A 19,508-nucleotide genomic window follows, 5' to 3' on the forward strand; every position below is an offset into this window, starting at 1 on the left:
GTCGTTAAGACCTCCAGAGCCGATGGTACTTCGTCTTAAGGCGCGGGAGAGTAGGTCGCCGCCGGGTCTACCCGACACACATGAATGACTTCTCGAACCTTCTTCCTTTACGCACCGCCTTGCCGCGGGATGGAGCAGCCCGGTAGCTCGTCAGGCTCATAACCTGAAGGTCGCAGGTTCAAATCCTGCTCCCGCACCCAGTGATACCCCACAGTCCCTGACTGTGGGGTTTTCTGCTTTCTGGGCCTGACCCAGCGCCAACAGCGCCGCCAGGCTGCCGTGCACCTCCAGTTGGAACTTGCCCAGCCCCTCCGCCGGGATGAAGTCCACGCGGTCGATCAGCTGGCGCAGCTCCGTCCGCACCTCTTCGCCGTCCTCGCCCTCGATCGCCTGGTGCAGATTCTCGGCGAGCCGCCGATAGGCCTCGGCCGCGCCGGGGTGAAGCTGGATCACCGACGGGGCGGCGTCGGCCGCCAGTCGGGCCTGGATCACGCTCCGGCGAGTCTTCAGCGGCGTGCTCATCGTCTTCAGTTCGTCCGTCTCGATCGCGCCCTCCAGGCACATGGTCTGCGCGCGCTTCAGCTTGCGCTCGATCTCCGCCAGTTCGCGCTCCAGCGGGGCGCGTTCGACCTGGAGCGCGCGGCGCTCGGTCTCCGCCGCGGCGTGAAACGCTCTGACGGCCTCTGCGATCGCTTCGGGTGACAGCAGGTGGGTCTTGATGCCGGTGAGGACGCGCTCTTCCACCGTCTTGGCCGCGATGATCTTGCCGTTGGAGCAGGTCCCCCGTTCGCGGTGGCCGCTGCAGGTATACTTGCTGGCGTTCAGGGTCATGCTGAATCCGCACCGCTTGCATTTCATCAGGCCTGACAGGAGGCGTTTCGGCTTGCGGCCCTGGGCGGCGGGCAGGGCGGACAGTTCCGCTTTGCGGCTCTGCACCCGCGCCCAGAGCTCATCATCAATGATGCGCAGTTCCGGAGCGGGCTGACGGATCCAGTCTTCCGGCGGATTCAGCACTGATGAGCGGCGTCCGGTGTCGGGGTGTTTGCGGTAGCGACGCCGATTGAACACCCGCACGCCGATATAAAGCTCCTGGTGCAGGATGCCGTCACCGGTGCGGCGGTCGCCATGGATGGTCGACGGCGTCCATGTCCCGCCGCGCGGCCCGGACTCGCCTGCGGCGTTCAGGCTATGGGCGATGGCGCGGGGCGATTCCCCATCCGCGTAACGCGCGAAGATCGAGCGGATCACGTCGACCTGATGGGCGTTGGGCTGCAGTTCGCCCTTGCCGATGATGTCATACCCATAGCAGCGGCCGCCGCCCGAGAAGCCGGCCTTGACCCGTGCCGTCAGGCCTCGACGCGTCTTCACGGCCAGGTCGTGCAGGAAGAGTTCGTTCATCGTGCCCTTGAGGCCGATGTGAATCCTGTCGATCGGGCCTTCGGCGAGGGTCTTCAGCGCGACGCCGGCGTAGGCGAAGCGTTTGAAGATGCCGGCGATGTCCTCCTGGTCGCGCGAAAGTCGATCAAGTCCCTCCGTCATGACGTCGCTGACTTCGCCGCGCTCCACTGCAGCGAGGAGGGCGCGCAGTCCTGGTCGATTGGTGATCGCGCTGCCGGAAACGGCCTCATCACTGAACACGAGGACGTCCGTGACGCCCTCAGCTCGGCTGGCCTCGCGCAGCAGTGCGATCTGGTCTGCGGTCGATCGGGCGTTCTGGAGGTCGGAGGAATGGCGGCCGTAGATGGCGCGTTTCTTGGGGCGAAGGACCAAGGGATTTCCCGTTTGAAGTTTTCTGCAAAAAAGCGGTTGACGCCGCCTGTCGTGTCGTCATATATGGGCGGATAGGGCGAGTTATGTCTGTAACTTGACATTGCTGTCTGGCTATCGCATTCTGCGGGAACAAACAACCCCGGGGAGTGCATATGCGTGTCGCCCATTGGGGCGCGGCGGACGCCGATGCCCTTGATCAGAAAGAATATTTCGTTCGGTTGATGGGCGGCGAGGCGCTGCGGATGCGTCTGGAGGCTGCGGACCTGTCCGCCGTCAGCGAGCAGTTGCGTCGCGAGCGGGCCCTGGTCGGCCACCTCATCATCGAAGAGGACGGCTATCCGGCGATCGTCGAAGCGCTCGTGCCCAGCCATCGCATCCAGCTGGTGCTCGCCCATGACGACTGACGCCAACGTCATCCGCCTGTCGCCGCGGCCGGACCGACGCAGGCCGGCACGGCCGCTGATCCCTCCCTGGGGCGAAGACGCGTCGACGGCGTCCTATGACGCCGCCGTTGCGCTCCTCCTGCCGACGATCCGCGCCCTGGCGCGGCTGGCGCGTCAGCGCGCGGTTTTCACCGTCGGCGACTGACCTGCGGCCGCTTCAACGCGGCCTTCCTACCCCAACAATCCGGCCCGTCGTCATTCGCGCCTCCGCGCGAAGCCGATGACGTGCGCCTGCAAACAGAGAAATTGAATGAGCAGTAAGACTGCCAATACCGAAACACCTCCGCCTGGGGCCCGGGCCTGTCTGTATATGCCTCATCCGAAGCGCAGGGGGCGGAACTGCCGTCCGCCTAAGCCGCGCTACCAGGCGTCGGTCGATGAGGCCGCGCGGATGGGGTGGAGGACTGTCAACATCCAGGCAGAAGGCCGTGCCGGCGCCGCGGCGGCGCCGGCTTCGTTGGAGGCGTTGGTCGAAGCGGCTCGAGATGGCGCGTACGATGTCTTGGTCATTCGGGCCCTGAACGATTTTCAGCCTGATGTCCTGAATAGCGTGGAGCCGCTGATAGCCCTGGTTGAAGCAGGGATTACCCTCTGGCTGGTTGGAAGGGGGACGATGGAACTCTCCCCGGGATTCATCGAAAAGTGCCGTGCGGAGCGTCTGCGAAAGACCGCCATTGCCTATCTGCGTGCTCCTTCTGTTTCAGAAAAAGCCGCGCGCTCTTTGGATGAGCAGGCGATCGCCTGTCTCCAACTTTGCGAGAGGATGGCGTGGAATTTCGCCGGCTTCGTTCAAGATGATGGAGAGCGCAGGCCTAATAATCCCTATGGGATCAATGCTGCCCTGAACGCCAAGGTGGACGTTGTGATCGTTGATGAACTCGCGGCGTTGACGTCCTCGACCAATCTTCTGCTCTGGTTGATCAGCAATTTTCGCGAGCGCGGTGTTGAACTCGCGGTCGCCGCGGGGGCTTCGGCAGGCTGCGATTTGGTGAAGCCGGTCACCCGCGATCTTGCGCAAGCGATGGCGCAAAAGCACGTTTCTGACCAAGCGATCTTCGCTGACATCCTGGAAAACAACCCGACCGCTCTGGAGATGATCGGGGACATCGAAGACCTGCGGGGCGACCTGACGGACTTCGTTGCGATCGAGACCGACCTCGAGAGCCGGGACGAGTTGATCTGGCTGGTGACCGACGAGCCGATCACCGCCGTGCGTCTCGCGGACGAAATCAACGCGCTCCACCACGGCTGCTAGGCCGCAGTTCTCTTCCGAAATCAAAACCACCTGTCGTCGCCTCGCCGAGCGCGAGAGCGGCGCTCCCTATTGGATACGAAAGAATGCAAGAAGATCCCATCTCCCCCGCTGAGGAGCCCGCAGAACCCGTCCAAGAGGTCGGCGTACGCACGCAGATGATCTGCGACGGCGTGGTCTACGAAATGATCATGCTGCCCGATCCGAATGATCCGGACCGCTTCCACATGCGCCGCGTCCAGCCGGAGGCGCAGCAATGAGGGGCCGTTTCTCGAGGCACCGCGTCGGGCAGAGGCGACCTTCACGCACGAACGACGAAGTGTTGGTCGCGGTTGTCAAACGGTTCCAAGCGACGGCCACGTCCCTGTCGCAGATTAACGAACTGCGGTCTCAGCTTGAGGCGGCCGGCTTTGACGGCGTCGGCATCTGCTTCGAACGTATGGCGACTGGGAAGATCGACACCTTCGTCACCTACGTGACCGGTCCGGCTGACAGGGCCGGTAGTAGCGGGGGAAGCCGATGAAACGTCAGGTCTCCCATTCGTTCGAAGAGCTGTTGCGACAGCAGCGTCTCGAGCGCCACGAGGCGGAATTTCAGACAGGCGAACCCTGTGATGAGTTGATCCCCATCGTCTTGGCTTTGGCGCGATTGGACGCGCAAAGGTTCGCGTGTGAACGCGCCTTTGAGGGCCGTCATGCCGCCGGTGGCGAGGAGGCGGCGGCATGACGCTTCGATCCCTGAAGAACAAGCGGTGTGTCGGCTATGCGCGATATTCCACCATTCACCAGCGCCAGGAGTCGATCGAGGATCAGCTCAGGATTTGCGAAGAGTATGTGCGCGCACAGGGCGGAATCTGGGTGGCGTCTTACTCCGATCCTGAATGCAGTGGCCAGTCCTTCATGGGGCGTCCGGGTTTTGCGGCGCTCATGGCTGACGCCGAACGCGGCAAGTACGAGTATGTCGTCACCGAAGATCTGGACCGGATAACGCGACAGGCGTCGGGACTTCATGCCGTTATCGAAGAGCTCGAAGCCCTGGATATCGGTATCCATACCGTTCGTTCTGGCGAAGTGACGCAGATGGCGGCGACGTTCAGCGCCTTTCAGAACGCCGAATACGCCAGGAACATGAGTTTGAAGTCCCGCCGTGGAGTGGAAGGAACCGTCCTGAAGGGGCGTCAATCCGGGCGGCTTCCATATGGCTATCGCAAGGTTCCCGTCATCCGCCCGGACGGATCGATAGAGAACGGCCATCGCGAAATCGTGGAAGCAGAAGCGGGTGTGATCCTCCGCATCTACCGTGACTTTGCTGCGGACCTGAGCATTAGAGACATCTGCCGCGCCTTGACGAAGGAGGGCGTTCCGGGACCCGGCGGACGGCCTTGGCGTCCTGGTGTTCTTTACGGCAACAAACACAAGGGTACAGGCATCCTGCGTAACCGGCTCTACAAGGGGGAGACGGTCTGGGGGCGCACGGAGATCAAGCGGAACCGACGCGCCGGTACGAAGAAGGCTCAGGTGCGGGCGCGGCACGATTGGACTGTCGTCGCTGCTCCGGATTTGCGGATCATCCCCGATGATCTTTTTGATGCGGTGCAGGAACGTCTGGGCGCGAATGAGACGCCTGATTTCCAAAGCAAACGCAAGGCTGAATACCTCCTGTCAGGGTTGTGCCGGTGTGGCGCCTGCGGCGCGAAGTACCAAGTTCTTCAGGTGAAGATGGGCTGTGTCGGCCGGGCGGAGCGCCATGATTGCAGCAACCGCCGACGTGTCGATCGCGAAGAGATCGAAGGCGTGGTGGTCAGCGCGCTGGCGTCTCATTTCCTTGAGCCCCGCTTTATCCAGCCCTTCGTCGAAGAATACCGCCGTGAGTTGGAACTGGCCCAAGGGGAGTGGGGCGCCAAGCGAAATGAACTGCAGACCCGACTGGATGGCCTTGAGAAAGCCAAGCAGGTCCTGACAGGCGATCTGCGAAAGGGCGACCTTCAGGACGTCGTTCGCAACGTGATCCTGGAAGAACTCGCTAAGGTGGAAAGTGAACGCGCGATGGTTGCGCGCGCGCTGAAGGCTGAACCTGCGGGCGCCGATCTTCCTCTCGATGATGAGGCGATCATCGCCCGCATGCGGGCGGTTGTCGCCGATCTCCAGGCGAATCTGACCTCTGATGAACGGGACGCGGCGCGAGCGCGCGAACTCATTCGGTCGCTTATCGAGAACGTGACGATATCACCCATCGAGGAGGAAAACGCTGATGGACGCGGCATTGGGCCGGTCCGCATCACCGTTGTGGGCAACCTCACCCGTGCACTGGGTTTGGCCGACCTCAGTCGCGTGGTTCAGCATGCTTCTCGTCCGGAAAGCATGCAGGACCATGCGACCGTGCTGGTTGAGTTGGAGATCGACCTTTTCCCGTCCGACATGCGCCTGGAGCAGGGCGGTTACGCTGTTCTGGAAATGATGACGCGTATGTTGGACGACGCCTCCCATCCCGTCTCGAGGAAGGACTTCATCGACGGCTTGGCCGAATTGTGGGGTGAGGACCCTGATTATTCTGAGCGATCGCCGCAGGCAGAGCGTGTTCGTTACGCCATGAACTATATGCAGAAGCGAGGGCTGTTGGCGCGGTACGGGTGGAAGGAGCAGGCGGGATATCTTTGGGCTGCTGCTTCGCCCCCGTCGCCTGAAGTCATTCGGCGGCGACGGGAGACGACTGTGCATCTGCCGTTCAACACCACCGAGGTGGATTTGGTCTCCACGATCTCCATCAGAGCCTATCGCAGGGACGAAGGCATCGAGGCGGCGGCCTAGGACTACTCGATCACCGGCATGCCCTTGAAGATCGCCGGCGACGGCGGCGGGCCGTCGGTCCAGTGCCAGGTCTCGCGGGTGCGCATCAGCTCCTGCGTGACTTGGGCGGGGACGGCCGGGATGTCGACCGGCGTCGGGGCGTAAGTTCCCGACGGCGCCAGGTTCAATCGGAACCGGTGCGGGAAGCCGCCGAAACGCACTTCGATGACCATGTCGCGGACCATGCCCTCGGGGATGACGATCTGTTCCGCCAGGATGGCGCCGCCATGCGCCGTGCCGGGGTCGATGGTCGTCGTCTCCAGCATGGTCCGGCCTAGAGTGGAAATAGTCTGGCGCAGGCGTCGCTGGATGTGATCGTGCGACGCTTGCAACTGTCCCGAGGCGCTGCGGTAGGCGATGTCGTGGCGGCGGGGATGGTCCTCCATCTCCTGGAGGGTGAGGAAGTACTCCACCGCCGCGTCGGCCCAGGCCAATCCCAGCCAGTCGCCGACCTTCCCTTCGAGCACCCGGCGCTGGGATTTCCAGAATGTCGTCTTCACCCTGCGCAACGCCGCCGGGGACGTCATGACGTTTGATCCGTGGAAACTAACCTACAGCTGGGACGGTTGCGGCAGCGTCTACGGCTTCGCCCTGTCGTCCTGGACCTGGCCGCAGGGCCCATCGCTGGCCTTCACGCGGAACATGCATGAGTCCGGCTATATCAACTCCAGCCTGGGACGCAGCCTCTACACGACCGATCTGTCAGGCAGCCTCGGCGGCCGCACAGCAGCATGGAGCCCCATTACGAAGAAGCTCACGGATAGCGCCGGAGCCGCCTGGACTTTCGAGTTCACGGCGCCCGTCGCGCGCTCGGCGACCCAGCGTCCGCGTCCGTTCGCACAGATCTATCGGGTCTATGAGCCGGTCAATCCGACGCAGCCGGCGCTGCAATACGCCTACGACGCGCTCGGCCGCGTGCGCCAAGCCTGGGACGCCGAGGCGCTTCAGGGCGCTCGATCGCCGCATGAGTTCTTTATCGCCGAGCGTGTTCGAGGCCAGCGCAAGGACCCGGCGGGCGGTCTCTTCACCGTCTATTACGACACCGATGGCGACCCGGTCCGCTTCATCGACGAGATCGCGCGCGAGACGACGGCCGCCTATGACGGACGCCATCGCGCCACTCGCCGGACCTATCCCGAGGGCGACTTCGACCAGTTCGCCTATGACCGTCGCGACAACCTGGTCCAGCTGACCCGCAACCCAAAGTCCGGCTCGGGCCTGACGCCGCTGACGATCAGCGCGGCCTATGATCCGACCTGGAACCAGACCGCCAGCCTGACCGACGCGCGCGGGAACACGACCAGCTTCACCTACCATGCCTCGGGCGTCGGCGCGGGGCTTCTGGCGAAGGCGACCCGTCCGTCGGTCGGCGGCCAGAGCCCGATCTACAGCTTCACCTACAACAGTATCGGCCTGCCGGTCTCCGAGACCGATCCGACAGGGCGGCGCACGACCCATGCCTACAACAGCCTGGGCGACCGGCTATCGACGACGATCGGCGCCGCTGCGGTCGGCGCCGAACCGGCCCTGAACCTGACGACACAGTTCACGCCCGACGCCTGGGGCGACGTGGCCGTGACGACCGATCCGCGCGGTAATGCCGTCAGCACCAGCTATGACGCCATGCGGCGCCCGACCCTGGTGCGGCGTCACGGCGGCGGTTCCAGCGCGGCGCTTCTGGCCGCAGAGCGGACGACTTACGATGCCCTGGGGCGCGTCACCCAGAAGGAAGGCGGCACGGCCTTCTCCGGCGTCAACGTCACCGCCTGGCTGACCCAGGAGACGCGCACCTACAGCCGCACCGGCCAGGTGGCGACGGTGACGGACGGCGTCGGCGCCGTCACGACCAACGCCTATGACGCGATGGACCGGTTGCTGCAGGTCACCGATCCCGTCAGCCGGGTCACGCGCAACGAATACGACGCGGCGGGCCAGTTGCTGCGGGTCATGCGTGCCTACGGCACGCCCTTGCAGCAAGATTATGCGCGCTACACCTATACCCTCAACGGTCAGCGGGCGAGCGTGCGGGACGCCAACAACAACCGCTCCGCCTATGTCTATGACGGCTTCGACCGCCTGTGCCGCCTGTACTTCCCTGTGACGACCCTAGGGGCGAACGCCGCCAATACGGGCGGAGTGGCAGAGAGCGCCCTGACCTGCGCCAGCGGCGGGACGGCGCCTGACTATGAGGGCTACGGCTACGACGCCAACGGCAACCGCACCAGCCTGAGGCTGCGCTCGGGCGAGACCATCGCCTACGCCTATGACGTGCTGGATCGCCAGACGCTCAAGGATCTGCCGGGCGGGACGGCGGCGGACGTGCACTCGATCTACGACCTGGCCGGGCGACGCCTGTCCAGCCGCTTCGTCTCGACCTCGGGGCAGGGCATCCTCTACGCCTATGATGCGGCAGGCCGGCTGCTGAGCGAGACCAGCACGATCGGGACCTCGCGCGCCCTCGCGTTCCAGTACGACGCCGCTTCGAACCGTACGCGGATCACATGGCCGGACAGCCAGTATGTGACCTACACCTATGACGCCCTGAACCGCATGGATCTGATCCAGCAGTCGGGAACGACCACCCTGGTCGACTACGGCTATGACGCCCTGGGGCGGCGGACCACGGCGGCGCGGGCGGGCGGTCGCAGCTCGACCTGGGGCTATGACAACGCCTCGCGTCTGACCGCCCTGACGCACGATCTGCCGGGTACGGCGGATGACCAGACCTACGGCTACGCCTACACCCCGGCGCGGCAACTGTCGCAGCGGACGGCGAGCAACGACGCCTACGCCTGGTCGGCGCCGTCGGTGACGCGGCCCTATCTGCCTGACGGCCTGAACCGCTATGCCAGCGTGGACGGGGTCGCCTCCACCTATGACGGGCGGGGCAATCTGACCTCGGAGGGCTCGCGGACCTTCGCCTATGACCTGGAGAACCGGCTGACGGCGACGACGGACGCCTCGGCCATGAGCCTGGCCTATGATCCGCTGGGGCGGCTGCGCCAGACCACGGTAGGATCGGCGACGACGCAGTTCCTCTACGACGGCGACCGTCTTGTGGCGGAATACGATGGGGCGGGGACCCTGCTGCGCCGCTACGTCCACGGGTCGGGCGTGGACGAGCCCGTCGTCTGGTACGAAGGCGCGGGCCTGATCGACGCGCGCCACCTGATGGCGGATGAGCGCGGCAGCATCGTCGCCGTCTCGGGGGCCAGCACGACACGCCTTGCATACGGCCCCTATGGCGAGCCGGGCGCGTGGCCAGGGCCGCGCTTCCGCTACACCGGCCAGATCGCCCTGCCGGAAGTGCGGGTCTACCACTACAAGGCGCGGGCCTACGTCCCCGGAATGGGGCGGTTCCTGCAGACCGATCCCGTCGGCTATGAGGATGACCTTAACCTCTATGGGTATGTCGCAAACGATCCCGTGAACAACACCGACCCGACGGGGATGCAGACCGTCTTTGAGATCCAGCAGCGACATCGCGATCTCGGTCCGGGTGTGGCTGATGCGCAAAATAGGGCGCAGGCGGCAAGTTTTGTTGAAGGCGTAGTTAGCCTTGCGAAATGGGGTGTGGGTGCCGCGCAGGAGCTCGCTGTTGGCTGCCTTTCAGGAGGTTGTGGCGGCGCGAACGTCACTGGTCTTGCGGGAGGGATTGGCCGAGCTGGCGCTGCGGCGGATGTCGCTGCTTCTGCATCACCAATGGCGCGAGGCGTGGCCAGCGAAGCGCGCGTTCTAGGGAGCATGGGGTTGAGCCGTAATACTCAGGCAGTCGCAACTGCGGAGGGGCGGTCTATCCCAGACGCGTTGACTCGTGCGGCATCGGTCGAAATTAAGGATACCGCTCGGGTGAGTGCTACGCGACAAGTTCGAATACAGACCGACGCTGCTGCGGCGTCAGGTAGACAATCCGTCTTGGTTACAGGTACACGCACACGTGTAACTGCACCGGCTCAGCGTAGATATGACGAAATAATTCGTCGAGATGATTTAGGTCCTCAGTAATGATTGATATGGAAATTGCGCTGCCACATTCTGAACTTTCAGCCGCTCTTTCTGTATTGTTTGCTTGCGGTGACGGTATGCGTCCGATCTTCATTTCAAATGAAGAGGATGGTCCGAGGTTGCCAGTTTCTGATTTTGATCAAGTAAATGAATTGATTGGTAGCGGTAGCGGTAGCGGTAGCGGTGTTTTTCTATGGTCGCCTGAGTGCTTCTACGATGTGAGCGTTTCGGACTCTGGTGCGGCAAATATTTTTGCGTCTTCTGATAATTTTGGCGAAATCGATGCCATTTTCTCTTCTATGGTCGAGCTTCCTATTATGTTCGGATATGCATGCGAGCATGAAGAGCGAGTTCATAGGAACCGGATCGAGCGAAGAATGGATTACGGAGTCCATGAGGCTTGGGTGGGGCGTGATTTTTCTAGATATCTGCCAGGAGTTTATTGGTTAACTGCTATTCCTGTGGAGATGCAAAGGCGCTTAGATATTTCAATCGATAATCTGAGAGCGTTGGCGGTTGATGTAAGCTTAGTTGGAAATCGAAATTGGTTGTTGCGTCTTTACTCGCGTCCAGACCAGTGGCGTGGAGAGGCGTTGAAGTTGGATAAATGGTGTTCTGGTTCGCCCGGCTGTTTTTCGAAGGCAGTAGCGGAAAAGGCCTTGAACCAAGCGAGCAATTTCATCGAAGCTTCAGCATGTATAAAGGAGTGGCGGTAACAGCTCGATCATTGTTCGCCAATGAATTCCGATTATAAGTGTCGGTGTAATCGGGCCGGCTCGCCTCCCGTCTGAACCCTCGCCCGGACACCCCGTCCCGTCCGTCGGCGTTGTCGCCGTTGCGGGCGCGCCGCCGCGACCCGCTCAACGGCGGAGAGGGACGATTACGGAACACTATGCGGGCCTGGACGTGGGCGTGGCCGAAACGGCGATCTGCGTCGTTGATCTGAAGGGCGAGGTGCGGCTGGAGGCGACGGTGGCGACCGAGCCGGACCTCATCGCCCAGACCCTGGCGCCGTGGCGCGCCACGCTGCGGCGGGCGGGTCACGAGGCCGGGGCGCTGTCGCCGTGGCTGCAGCCGGCGCTGAAAGACCTGGGCGTGCCGGCGACCTGCCTGGAGACCCGCCATGTGCGGGCGGCGCTGTCGGCCCAGCGCAACAAGACCGACGCGACGGACGCCCTGGGGCTGGCCCATCTGATGCGCACCGGCTGGTACAGGACCGCCCATGTGAAGACCGAGGCGGCCTACCGGCTGCGGCTGCTGCTGATCCAGCGCCGCAACCTGAAGCGCAAATTCCTCGACCTGGAAAACAGCATCCGTCACTCGCTCAAGAGTTTCGGCGTCAAGCTCGCTAAGGTCGGGCGGGGCGCGTTCGATAAGGCCGTCCGCGACGCCTGCGCCGACGATCCTATGACCGCCCAACTGATGGACTGCATGCTGATCGCGCGCGCGGCCCTGTGGACCCAGTACCTCAAGCTGCACGCCCTCACGGTGCGGGTCGTGGCCCAGGACGAGGTGTGCCGGCGCTTCATGGCCATCCCCGGCGTGGGGCCGATCGCGGCCCTGACCTTCCGCACGGCGGTCGGCGATCCGATGCGGTTCAAACGGTCCCGCGACGTCGGCGCCTACTTCGGTCTGACCTCCAAGCGCTGGCAGTCGGGAACGTCGATCGACATCCAGGGCCGCATCAGCAAGGCGGGCGATCCCGACGTCCGGCGCGCCCTCTACGAGGCGGCCTCGGCGATGCTGACCCGCTACAAGGGGCGCAGCGCGCTCAAGACCTGGGGCGAGACCATCGCCAAACGCTGCCACAAGAAGGCGGTCGTCGCCGTGGCCCGCAAGCTCGCCGTGATCATGCACGCCATGTGGCGCGACGGCACCGTCTACACCGATGCGGCTGAGACCGGCGTCGCCGACGGCGGGGCGACCGCCAAGGAGCGCAAACTGCTGGGCGCCTACGCATGACGTCGCGCCCTGACCCCAACCCTGCGGCCAGGTCCGCCTGACCGCGATGGAGATCCGCCCCGGCGGATGAGGACTGATGCAGACCAGGAAAGCGGGAAGCACGATATCTTGCCTGTGGCCGGCGCGATCCGGACCACGCCGGAGTGCCTGTGATGCTGCTCCGCGAGACCGATGCCGACATGCGCCGCGACGGATCCAGAACCGCCCAGTCGGTCGAGACCCCGCCGTCGATGAGCGCGGAAGAGTGCACGGCGCATCAGGACTCGATGTCCGGACCGATCTCCCCGCAGGCCGCGCGGACCCGATCTCGCCGGGGGCGGACGCGTCTTACCGTCCGTCCATCAAGGGCATACAATATCCATCAGGAGACCATCATGGAAACGCGTCCCGGAATGTCCCCGATTAAGAGGGCAAGATAAAAGCGGTGTCGTAACCTCTTGCTTCGCAATCGGTTTTTGACGCCCTGACGACTTGCGGTGCCTTCCGAACCTTGTCCGTGGCGGTCGGATCGGTGAGAATCCGGCATGGTCATCAGGCGGGAAACCAAGCGGGCGGCGCACGAGGAGCGGCGGGTTGCCAAAGCCCGCGGTGGCCGTCAGACCGGACGTATGCCCCGCACCCTCGATCATCTCCCGACCGGTAAGCGCGCCGAACTGGCGTTCGTGGTGGAGGTGCTGACGGCGGGCTTCGACGAGGAACGTTCGACCCGCTGGGCCGAGCACCTGAAGAACGGGCAAATCCTCCGCATCATCCTGTACGGCAGCTACGCCCGGGGCGACTGGGTCGAGGACCCGGTCGGGCGCTATTTTCAGCGACTACGACCTGCTGGCCGAGCTGTCGTCGGGCGAGCGCTTGCGCAAGCCGGTCAGCTTCATCGTCCATAGCCAGGCCGAGGTGGACGACGCCCTGACGCGGGGCTTCTACTTCTTAATGGACGGCGGACGATGTGATCAGCGGTTAAGCGAGAAAGTGAAGGGCGACTGTGAGGTATCGTCCAAATCCTGCTCCCGCACCCAAACAAATAAGCCGCTAGATCAATCGTCTAGCGGCTTTTTGCTGCCCGAAACCCGACGCTCCCAATCCGACCGTGGAAGCCACGTGGAAGCGCTCGGCGCGCAATCCAGGCGGGGAGGGCGATTGGATCACGTCTGCGAGAGCCGCCGGTCAATCGTCGTCGCCGGCGTCGCTGACGCCAGCAGAGGTGCTGCGAGCTTCATCAAGGGCGTGGGCACAATCCTGGCGAGCAGCCAATCGGGCAACGGCTTTCAGCAACCAAAGTCTGTTCCTTTGGCGTACCTGGATCGATGACGTCGATCTCGCCGTTACCTCCCAGGCGAACGATGCCCATGCCCAAAGCTCTGATTCAAAGAAATGCCGCACCAGCTAGCGCGGGGCTCCGTTGCACCGTTTTAGGCCGCCCCAGATGACGCGACACGTTCCGCTTCTTCCGCGGCGACACGGCCTGCAGTCCAGGTGTGATGCGCCAACCACTCTTCAGCGAGGAAAAACTCCCCGCCTAAAACTTCAGCCTTCTCGTCGACAAGGCGGGCCTTCATGGCGTCTTCGCCGACGATTGCCACCCGTGCGTTGGAGTAGGGGGCAGGTAGTGAGAGATCAGTCGGGCGCATCACCGTCCATCGGAACGCACCCCGAGGATAGGCGCTTTGGATCTGATCGCGTCGCGTCAGAGGACTCTTGGAAAAACCGACCTTTATGATCAGCTTGTCTTCCACGCTTTGAGCTGAGCGACCGAGGTAGGCGGCTATGTCGCCCTCGAGCTTCAGGATGTAGAGATGCTTCGGACCGTCGGTCTCGCCCACAATATAAGGCGCGGTGCCCGGCGGGATCGCACGGCTCGGTGCGAGCGCTGTCTCAAGCGTGCTGATGGTGGTGTCGACCGGCTGAACTTGGCCGTAGACTGGGACCTCATAGACATCCATCTCAAGCAGACGATCGGCTTCGATCGTGTTCACCGCCACGCCGCTGGAGCCGATAAATTCAGGGTGTGCACTCGCGTACGCGTCTGAGAAAAGATCCTCCACGCGTCGCCAGTCCTCCGGCACGATTCGCCAGGCCCGCGTCGCCTGGACGGCGTACAACCACTTGCCACGCGAAGTGGGATCGTTCTCCTTCTCCGCCCATCGGTCGCCGGAGATGAACTGGCTGGCGTGTCCGATCGTGCGCGAGACTTCAAGCACGCCGACGACCTTGCCCCTCATCAGGAGTGCGGCGACCCAACGGCCGTGCATTGGATTGCGATAGGCCCGAATGGCGTTGGCGAGATGAAGATGTGGGCCGCCCGCGATCTCTCACGTTTGAAGCCTGGGTCATGACCCGCGCTCGTCGGGACCCTGATCGACGTTTGGCCCAAGCGCTTGCGGGGAATGCCAGGGCTTTCAGGGAAATGGCGCAAACAGCAAACTCGGAGATTGATGGATCTCGCGCCTACTTTCTGGCCATCGCCATTGAACTGGCCCTGAAGGCCTATCTCCTCCAGCGCGGGATTACGGACGACTGGAACCGCATTCACCTGCGGCATGATCTGAATAGGGCGCTGAGGTGCGCTCGTATGGCAGGCCTGCGCCATCTGCCGGACGGACTTCCTCAACTGATCGCCGCGCTCAGCCCGCTCTATGCTTCGGGGGCGTTGTCCTTTGGGCAGGGCAAGCCCGTGCTCCTGATGACGCCGGAAGCCGCAGACAAAGTGGTCAGCGCCCTCCTATCGGCTGTTGCGGCCGCAATGGATGACAACGGGCAGGCAGACACATGCACCGCCAGAAGGCCTCACCACGACGCATTTTAAGGCGCTCGGCTGCCGCTGATCAGAAGCGCGCCCTAGCCAAGGCGATCCTGCAACTCCCGGCCGATCTGCGGGACGTGTTCCTGCTGCACCGGATGGCGGGACTGTCCTTTGAAGAGATCGGCCAACAACTCAGCATCGAGCGTACCGTCGTTCAGGCCTATCTGGCGGAAGCCTTGGCGCGGATAGTTCGCGCGGCACCCCCTGATGTCTGACGTTGGGGTAAGCGATCCTTGCTGACAGCCTGCCCGCCAAATCACCTACGTCACTGTAAGGCCAAGTACATTCTTTGACTCTACGCGGTCATTGGCGACGTCCGCTAAGGCGTCGACCCTTCTCGCCAAGGCCAAACTCAAGGCAGTCTAGGCTTTTTCGCCAGCGCTTGAAAGAAGGCATGGCCCCAAGTGCTCGGCTCGGGCTGCACCGCACCGTGCGCATTCGAGCGCAATCTCAACCAGAGCATAATCGTGACTCGTTGGTTAGAGCGAGCTGTTGTCCGGAGCGAAAACGGTTCGCTCACGATCCGCAAAGTCGCTGATCGATGCCTTTCCGGTAACGCGCGCGCCGAGCACATCGGTCATGACGTCCTGAAAAATGCAGACGACCCTTTGTGGCGTTTCTGCGAGCTTGTGTTCAAACAGCAGCGCGTCGTGCATTGGCAAAACGACCTTAATGTCGTCCGCCTCAGCGACAGCCAAGAGCGCGCGCTTGAAAATTAAGGATGCCGTCCCTTGGACTACTTGGCTGACGGCCGAACGTTGCTCTTTGCCGGTGAGCTGACCTCCGCCGGTTCGCCGGTAGTGGTTGCCCATGACGGTAGCGACCCGGCCGGTGCGCTGAAACTCGGAGCAAACCTCCTTCTTCCACAGCTCGTAACGTTGGAAGAGCCGGAACGCTTCCCTTGCCTTCTGCCTATCAACGCCGAGCGCGACGGCGGCGTCCACAAGGGCTTTGCGGCTCATCCCGTAAGCATAGGACAGGAACAACTGCTTGGCGGCTTTCCGATTGCCGACAAGACCTAGGTGCGTAGTCGCAAAGAGCTCGTACATGTCGCCCGCCGAATAGAGCCGCTTGAGCTCCTCATCGCCGGACAGAGCTGCCATGATCCCGACCTCGAACTGGTCGAAGTCGACGTAACCGAGTTGGGCATCATCTCGCGCTGTGATGATCGATCGATATTGTTTCGGTATGTTTTGGAGACTGGGACTGCGCAGTTGCACGCGCGAGGTGCGCGACCCGAACACGTCCACGACCGGGCGCACGTTGTCGGTGGACAAGGTCAGCGAGCCCAGCACTCTCCGCGCGGTGTCTAGAGCAAGGAGCGCCATTGTGTCGCTGCCAAAATCGCGCTCATGCGGCACGAACTCGAGGAGGTATTCGACGGACACCTCGTCCAGCACGAAGCCTTCCTTAAGTAGCTTGGCCTCGATCGCGCGCCTGGTCGGCGTCTCTAGCGGCATGTCGTGCTTCGCTGAATAATCTTTCAGCAGCAGGAAATAGTCGTGTTCCGCTTGAGCCCGCTTGTTCGACAGGCCCGACGTGTCGATCAAAACACCGGACGACATTGATAGCTGGAGCAATCGGTAGGCAGGAACTTCGACGGAGAAGAAGCGATCGAATTCGCCGTTGGCGGACGCCTGCGCGCAGAGATCGGCGTACATCGCCGAGATCGCCGCTGCGGCCTTGGCGACGACTGCCGCGTCAAACGGGACACCCTTGTTGAACATCTTCTGGTATGTGTTACGGACCTCCTGCTCTGCCCCGTACTGCCCGATCTGCGTTGTGACGTCGCGCTTCTCCCGGGCGAGGCGGTCCTCGGGTATTCCGCTGATCGATATGCGGAACTCATCGACGTCGATGATCTTGCCAGGCAGCGTGCCAGTCCTGTCGAACAATGCGTCGCGGATCATCCAGAAGTCGTGGCATATTACGATACCCGGAAACTCGACGACGCTATTGGCTTCGGTTTCCTGGAGGTGCCCGTCTTGGAACCAGTAAAAAGAGTCTGCTCCTCTTCCGGTGAAGTCCTTCATGAAAAGCAACAGCCTGGAGGGCTGGTCAATCATAGCCGCTGACCTCATCGACGAGGTTCAGCAGATCGGTGCTCTCTCGCACGGCAAATGGTAGGCCGTCCTCGTTGCAGTGGCGCTCCGCCCTTCCCCCCGTTCCCTTCAGGCCGACGGGGATACGGCCGTAGAGCGGACGCCGCGCCTCTTCGTCCAGCACCGATGAGGCGATCAGGAGATAGCGGGCGTTCTGGTAGGGAAGCGTCGCGAACTCGTGCAGGCACTTCTCGATCAGGGCCTTCTCGTCGACGCAGCGGAGCCAGATTAAGATAGCCGCTGCTTCGCCCGACTTCATGTCCTCTCGTAGTTTCCGGTCCGCCAGCGCCACGAGATCGTCCGACCGATGTCGCCGCACCGCAAGCAGCATCCAGATGTTATAGTTCTGCCATTCGTGGATGGCCCCGTCCTCCGATAGAAGGAAAGCCTCTAAGGCCGGCAGGCACCGGCCGCCGCGATCCAGCGTGGCGATCAGTCGGCAGTACTGGTCAGTTGTGACGGCGTGCTCAGACAGCGAGCGAGAAAGAGCGTCGAGGAGGTTGACTGACAGCGCGTCGCCCACGTCAAAGAGCCCGGAATCCACGATCTTAGCCACCCGGTTCACCGCGAAGCGGAAGGTCCGCGTCTGCGAGTTTCCCTTCTCGATGCATTGGCTCAGGATCTCGAAGATGTATGTCACCGACCTGGTCACGATGCGTCGGCTGCGGGACTGCCACATCTGGTTGATCGCGATGGTGGAGCTGTCCTGTGATGGGAAGTACTCTGCCACTTTATCGTTCGAGACGTCTGGTGCCAGAATCTCAGTCTTGTTGGCGTTGATATTGAGACCAACCGTGCGCAGCTGCCGGATGAGATCCTGCAGGGCGCGCCGGGCGTGCAACTCGGAATCGGCGATGATGCGGATGTCGTCGACGTAGCGATAATAGTCGTACCCCTTTGACGTCATCTCTTTATCGACGCGCGCCAGTAGGATGTTCGAGAGGAAGGCGGATGCGTCGCGGTTCTGTGGCAGCCCATGGTCGCGGCTGAACGTCCATTGCGTGAGCAGCCGGTCGAGGGTGGCGATCGCGTTGCGGATCTGCAGCTTTTCCGGTCCGGTCGCCGCGAGGTCGGAAACTGAATGCTCAAGCGCTTTGATGATTTGCGCTCGCGAAATGTTTTCGAAAAAGTTGCTTAGATCAGTAACCAGCAGATGCCGCCCCGACCTGCGGAATGTCAGCGTGACGCCTTCGAACGTGAACCAGCGATCGATTTTGTTCTTGAACAGATACTTCGGATCGAGGGGAGTCGGCTCGTAGCGGTAGCTTAGCACCCGGTGCCCAAGCAGTGGGTCGTAGAACGGGATCAAAAAGCTGCAGATGGCCTGATAGACGAAACGATCGAAAAAATCGGTCTCGAGGCCATAACGTTCTCCGTATCCTTTCTTTGGAATGTTGCGCACGACGCTGCGGGTGCCCCGATACTCACCGTTCCATTCCTGCAGAAGCGCGATAATGATCCGCTTCGCCTCGGCCGGGTCCTTGAAAATGTCGTCGTACTGAAGGCAGTCGAAATACCAATCGTCGCGCATATCCTGCCGGAGATGTTTCAGGACCAGATCGAACTGCACTGGAAATCCGAGCGCTTGCCCATTTAGCCAGAAGGCAGGCTCAAGCACATAATCGGTCCGATCATTCGCCTCGGGCACATCGACCGCGATTATCTGGGGTGCCTTAGCATTGCGCAAAAACCGGTCGAGATCGTCGCCGGCATCCGCCACCTGGTGGTCCTCAACCGCTCGAAGGTAGGCACCAGAAATGTCGATCGGTGCAGCGCCCTCAGTGAGAACGACAAACGCCGCTTTGCCGAGGCTCCGCGCTACGCCGAGCTCATACATTATCGAGTCGCGGCCTTTTTCGCCTAGGACCGTGGCTATGAAATCCGACGCGGCGATGAGTTTCAGGATCTCCTGCGTGATGGCTGACCCGACATTCGGCGAATGTGCGGAGGTTACGGCTATGCCCCGCGCCATGAGCATATCCGTCAAGCTAGTCGTCTCGGGCCCTGTCAAACCAGAGACGAAGCACGTCTGAAACCGCGATTTCACCTGCGAGGAAAGCATGGTCACTTGTTGAACTGTGAAGGTCGCAACAATCAAGCCTTGAATCAAAGATGAGGGCGCGCCCCTACGGACGGAAACGACGCGGCGGGTCGGTATGCCTCGCCGCGCTACGACGATGAAGGTCAAGTGTCGGAGTGAAGGCCGATGTCTCCTTCTGGCGCGTCGCCGACATCAGCGCGAATAGGCGAGGACACCTGACCATAAGCCGACGAAGCCCCTCCGGTGGGGCAAGAATGACGAACCCTCTTGGGAGGACTCATCAATGC

The 19,508-nt window shown here is 62.4% G+C and carries 18 protein-coding genes, 1 tRNA gene and 1 pseudogene; 15 read left to right on the top strand and 5 right to left on the bottom strand.

What is annotated here, in order from left to right; all coding sequences use genetic code 11:
- The first annotated feature begins 123 nt into the window (after nt 1–123).
- Nucleotides 124–200: transfer RNA gene (locus tag ACU5AP_RS14535), tRNA-Met, on the top strand.
- Between the two features lie 91 nt (nt 201–291).
- On the top strand, nt 292–702 hold the full coding sequence (locus ACU5AP_RS14540) for a hypothetical protein (protein ID WP_232623979.1): 411 nt from the start codon (nt 292–294) through the stop codon (nt 700–702).
- 27 nt (nt 703–729) lie between these two features.
- Here ACU5AP_RS14540 and ACU5AP_RS14545 read toward each other — a convergent pair.
- Nucleotides 730–1,770, bottom strand: a pseudogene (locus tag ACU5AP_RS14545) (recombinase family protein); the annotation flags it as partial.
- Between the two features lie 152 nt (nt 1,771–1,922).
- Here ACU5AP_RS14545 and ACU5AP_RS14550 point away from each other — a divergent pair.
- The 6 genes from ACU5AP_RS14550 (at nt 1,923) to ACU5AP_RS14575 (ending at nt 6,272) form a co-directional block, all read left to right on the top strand.
- Nucleotides 1,923–2,174, top strand: a complete 252-nt coding sequence (locus tag ACU5AP_RS14550; RefSeq protein WP_128719290.1) for a hypothetical protein — start codon at nt 1,923–1,925, stop codon at nt 2,172–2,174.
- Nucleotides 2,164–2,358, top strand: coding sequence for a hypothetical protein (locus ACU5AP_RS14555; RefSeq protein ID WP_121481139.1), 195 nt, complete (start codon nt 2,164–2,166; stop codon nt 2,356–2,358). The genes ACU5AP_RS14550 and ACU5AP_RS14555 overlap by 11 nt, the downstream gene beginning before the upstream one ends.
- Before the next feature lie 105 nt (nt 2,359–2,463).
- Nucleotides 2,464–3,468 carry a recombinase family protein gene (locus ACU5AP_RS14560; protein ID WP_191002077.1) on the top strand — a complete coding sequence of 335 codons (1,005 nt, stop codon included), beginning with the start codon at nt 2,464–2,466 and terminating at the stop codon, nt 3,466–3,468.
- Between the two features lie 83 nt (nt 3,469–3,551).
- Nucleotides 3,552–3,725 carry a hypothetical protein gene (locus ACU5AP_RS14565; RefSeq protein WP_164917979.1) on the top strand — a complete coding sequence of 58 codons (174 nt, stop codon included), beginning with the start codon at nt 3,552–3,554 and terminating at the stop codon, nt 3,723–3,725.
- Nucleotides 3,726–3,984: 259 nt separating this feature from the next.
- Nucleotides 3,985–4,191: a hypothetical protein gene (locus ACU5AP_RS14570; RefSeq protein ID WP_128719293.1), complete on the top strand. Its 207-nt coding sequence runs from the start codon at nt 3,985–3,987 to the stop codon at nt 4,189–4,191.
- Nucleotides 4,188–6,272 (top strand): recombinase family protein, encoded by a 2,085-nt coding sequence (locus tag ACU5AP_RS14575; protein ID WP_128719294.1) that lies wholly within the window; start codon nt 4,188–4,190, stop codon nt 6,270–6,272. The genes ACU5AP_RS14570 and ACU5AP_RS14575 overlap by 4 nt, the downstream gene beginning before the upstream one ends.
- 2 nt (nt 6,273–6,274) lie before the next feature.
- On the opposite strand, the gene ACU5AP_RS14580 is transcribed toward ACU5AP_RS14575, so the two are convergent.
- Nucleotides 6,275–6,811 (bottom strand): hypothetical protein, encoded by a 537-nt coding sequence (locus ACU5AP_RS14580; RefSeq protein ID WP_446681405.1) that lies wholly within the window; start codon nt 6,809–6,811, stop codon nt 6,275–6,277.
- Between the two features lie 25 nt (nt 6,812–6,836).
- Between ACU5AP_RS14580 and ACU5AP_RS14585 the strand changes: the two genes are divergently transcribed.
- The 5 genes from ACU5AP_RS14585 (at nt 6,837) to ACU5AP_RS14605 (ending at nt 13,586) form a co-directional block, all read left to right on the top strand.
- The gene (locus ACU5AP_RS14585; protein WP_446681406.1) at nt 6,837–10,316 is read left to right on the top strand and encodes an RHS repeat-associated core domain-containing protein; all 3,480 of its coding nucleotides are present in this window, start codon (nt 6,837–6,839) and stop codon (nt 10,314–10,316) included.
- Nucleotides 10,316–11,032 carry a hypothetical protein gene (locus ACU5AP_RS14590; protein WP_128719304.1) on the top strand — a complete coding sequence of 239 codons (717 nt, stop codon included), beginning with the start codon at nt 10,316–10,318 and terminating at the stop codon, nt 11,030–11,032. Before ACU5AP_RS14585 ends, ACU5AP_RS14590 begins: the two co-directional genes overlap by 1 nt.
- A 163-nt stretch (nt 11,033–11,195) precedes the next feature.
- The gene (locus ACU5AP_RS14595) at nt 11,196–12,278 is read left to right on the top strand and encodes an IS110 family transposase (protein ID WP_128719305.1); all 1,083 of its coding nucleotides are present in this window, start codon (nt 11,196–11,198) and stop codon (nt 12,276–12,278) included.
- Between the two features lie 524 nt (nt 12,279–12,802).
- Nucleotides 12,803–13,162 carry a hypothetical protein gene (locus ACU5AP_RS14600; protein WP_128719306.1) on the top strand — a complete coding sequence of 120 codons (360 nt, stop codon included), beginning with the start codon at nt 12,803–12,805 and terminating at the stop codon, nt 13,160–13,162.
- Nucleotides 13,131–13,586 carry a hypothetical protein gene (locus ACU5AP_RS14605; RefSeq protein ID WP_446681407.1) on the top strand — a complete coding sequence of 152 codons (456 nt, stop codon included), beginning with the start codon at nt 13,131–13,133 and terminating at the stop codon, nt 13,584–13,586. The genes ACU5AP_RS14600 and ACU5AP_RS14605 overlap by 32 nt, the downstream gene beginning before the upstream one ends.
- Before the next feature lie 101 nt (nt 13,587–13,687).
- Here the strand turns inward: ACU5AP_RS14605 and ACU5AP_RS14610 are convergent, their stop codons facing one another.
- The gene (locus tag ACU5AP_RS14610) at nt 13,688–14,497 is read right to left on the bottom strand and encodes a hypothetical protein (RefSeq protein WP_446681408.1); all 810 of its coding nucleotides are present in this window, start codon (nt 14,495–14,497) and stop codon (nt 13,688–13,690) included.
- 110 nt (nt 14,498–14,607) lie between these two features.
- Between ACU5AP_RS14610 and ACU5AP_RS14615 the strand changes: the two genes are divergently transcribed.
- Together ACU5AP_RS14615 and ACU5AP_RS14620 are read left to right on the top strand one after the other, a co-directional pair.
- The gene (locus tag ACU5AP_RS14615; RefSeq protein WP_313475481.1) at nt 14,608–15,081 is read left to right on the top strand and encodes a hypothetical protein; all 474 of its coding nucleotides are present in this window, start codon (nt 14,608–14,610) and stop codon (nt 15,079–15,081) included.
- Nucleotides 15,045–15,293: a sigma-70 region 4 domain-containing protein gene (locus ACU5AP_RS14620; RefSeq protein WP_313475479.1), complete on the top strand. Its 249-nt coding sequence runs from the start codon at nt 15,045–15,047 to the stop codon at nt 15,291–15,293. Before ACU5AP_RS14615 ends, ACU5AP_RS14620 begins: the two co-directional genes overlap by 37 nt.
- A 264-nt stretch (nt 15,294–15,557) precedes the next feature.
- On the opposite strand, the gene ACU5AP_RS14625 is transcribed toward ACU5AP_RS14620, so the two are convergent.
- Both ACU5AP_RS14625 and ACU5AP_RS14630 read right to left on the bottom strand, forming a co-directional pair.
- Nucleotides 15,558–17,144, bottom strand: coding sequence for a DNA polymerase (locus ACU5AP_RS14625; RefSeq protein ID WP_313475478.1), 1,587 nt, complete (start codon nt 17,142–17,144; stop codon nt 15,558–15,560).
- A complete protein-coding gene (locus tag ACU5AP_RS14630) occupies nt 17,137–19,158 on the bottom strand; it encodes an RNA-directed DNA polymerase (RefSeq protein WP_313475488.1) in 2,022 nt (673 codons plus the stop codon). The genes ACU5AP_RS14625 and ACU5AP_RS14630 overlap by 8 nt, the downstream gene beginning before the upstream one ends.
- Nucleotides 19,159–19,508 lie beyond the last annotated feature (350 nt).

This window comes from Brevundimonas sp. RM1 (genome assembly GCF_052907225.1).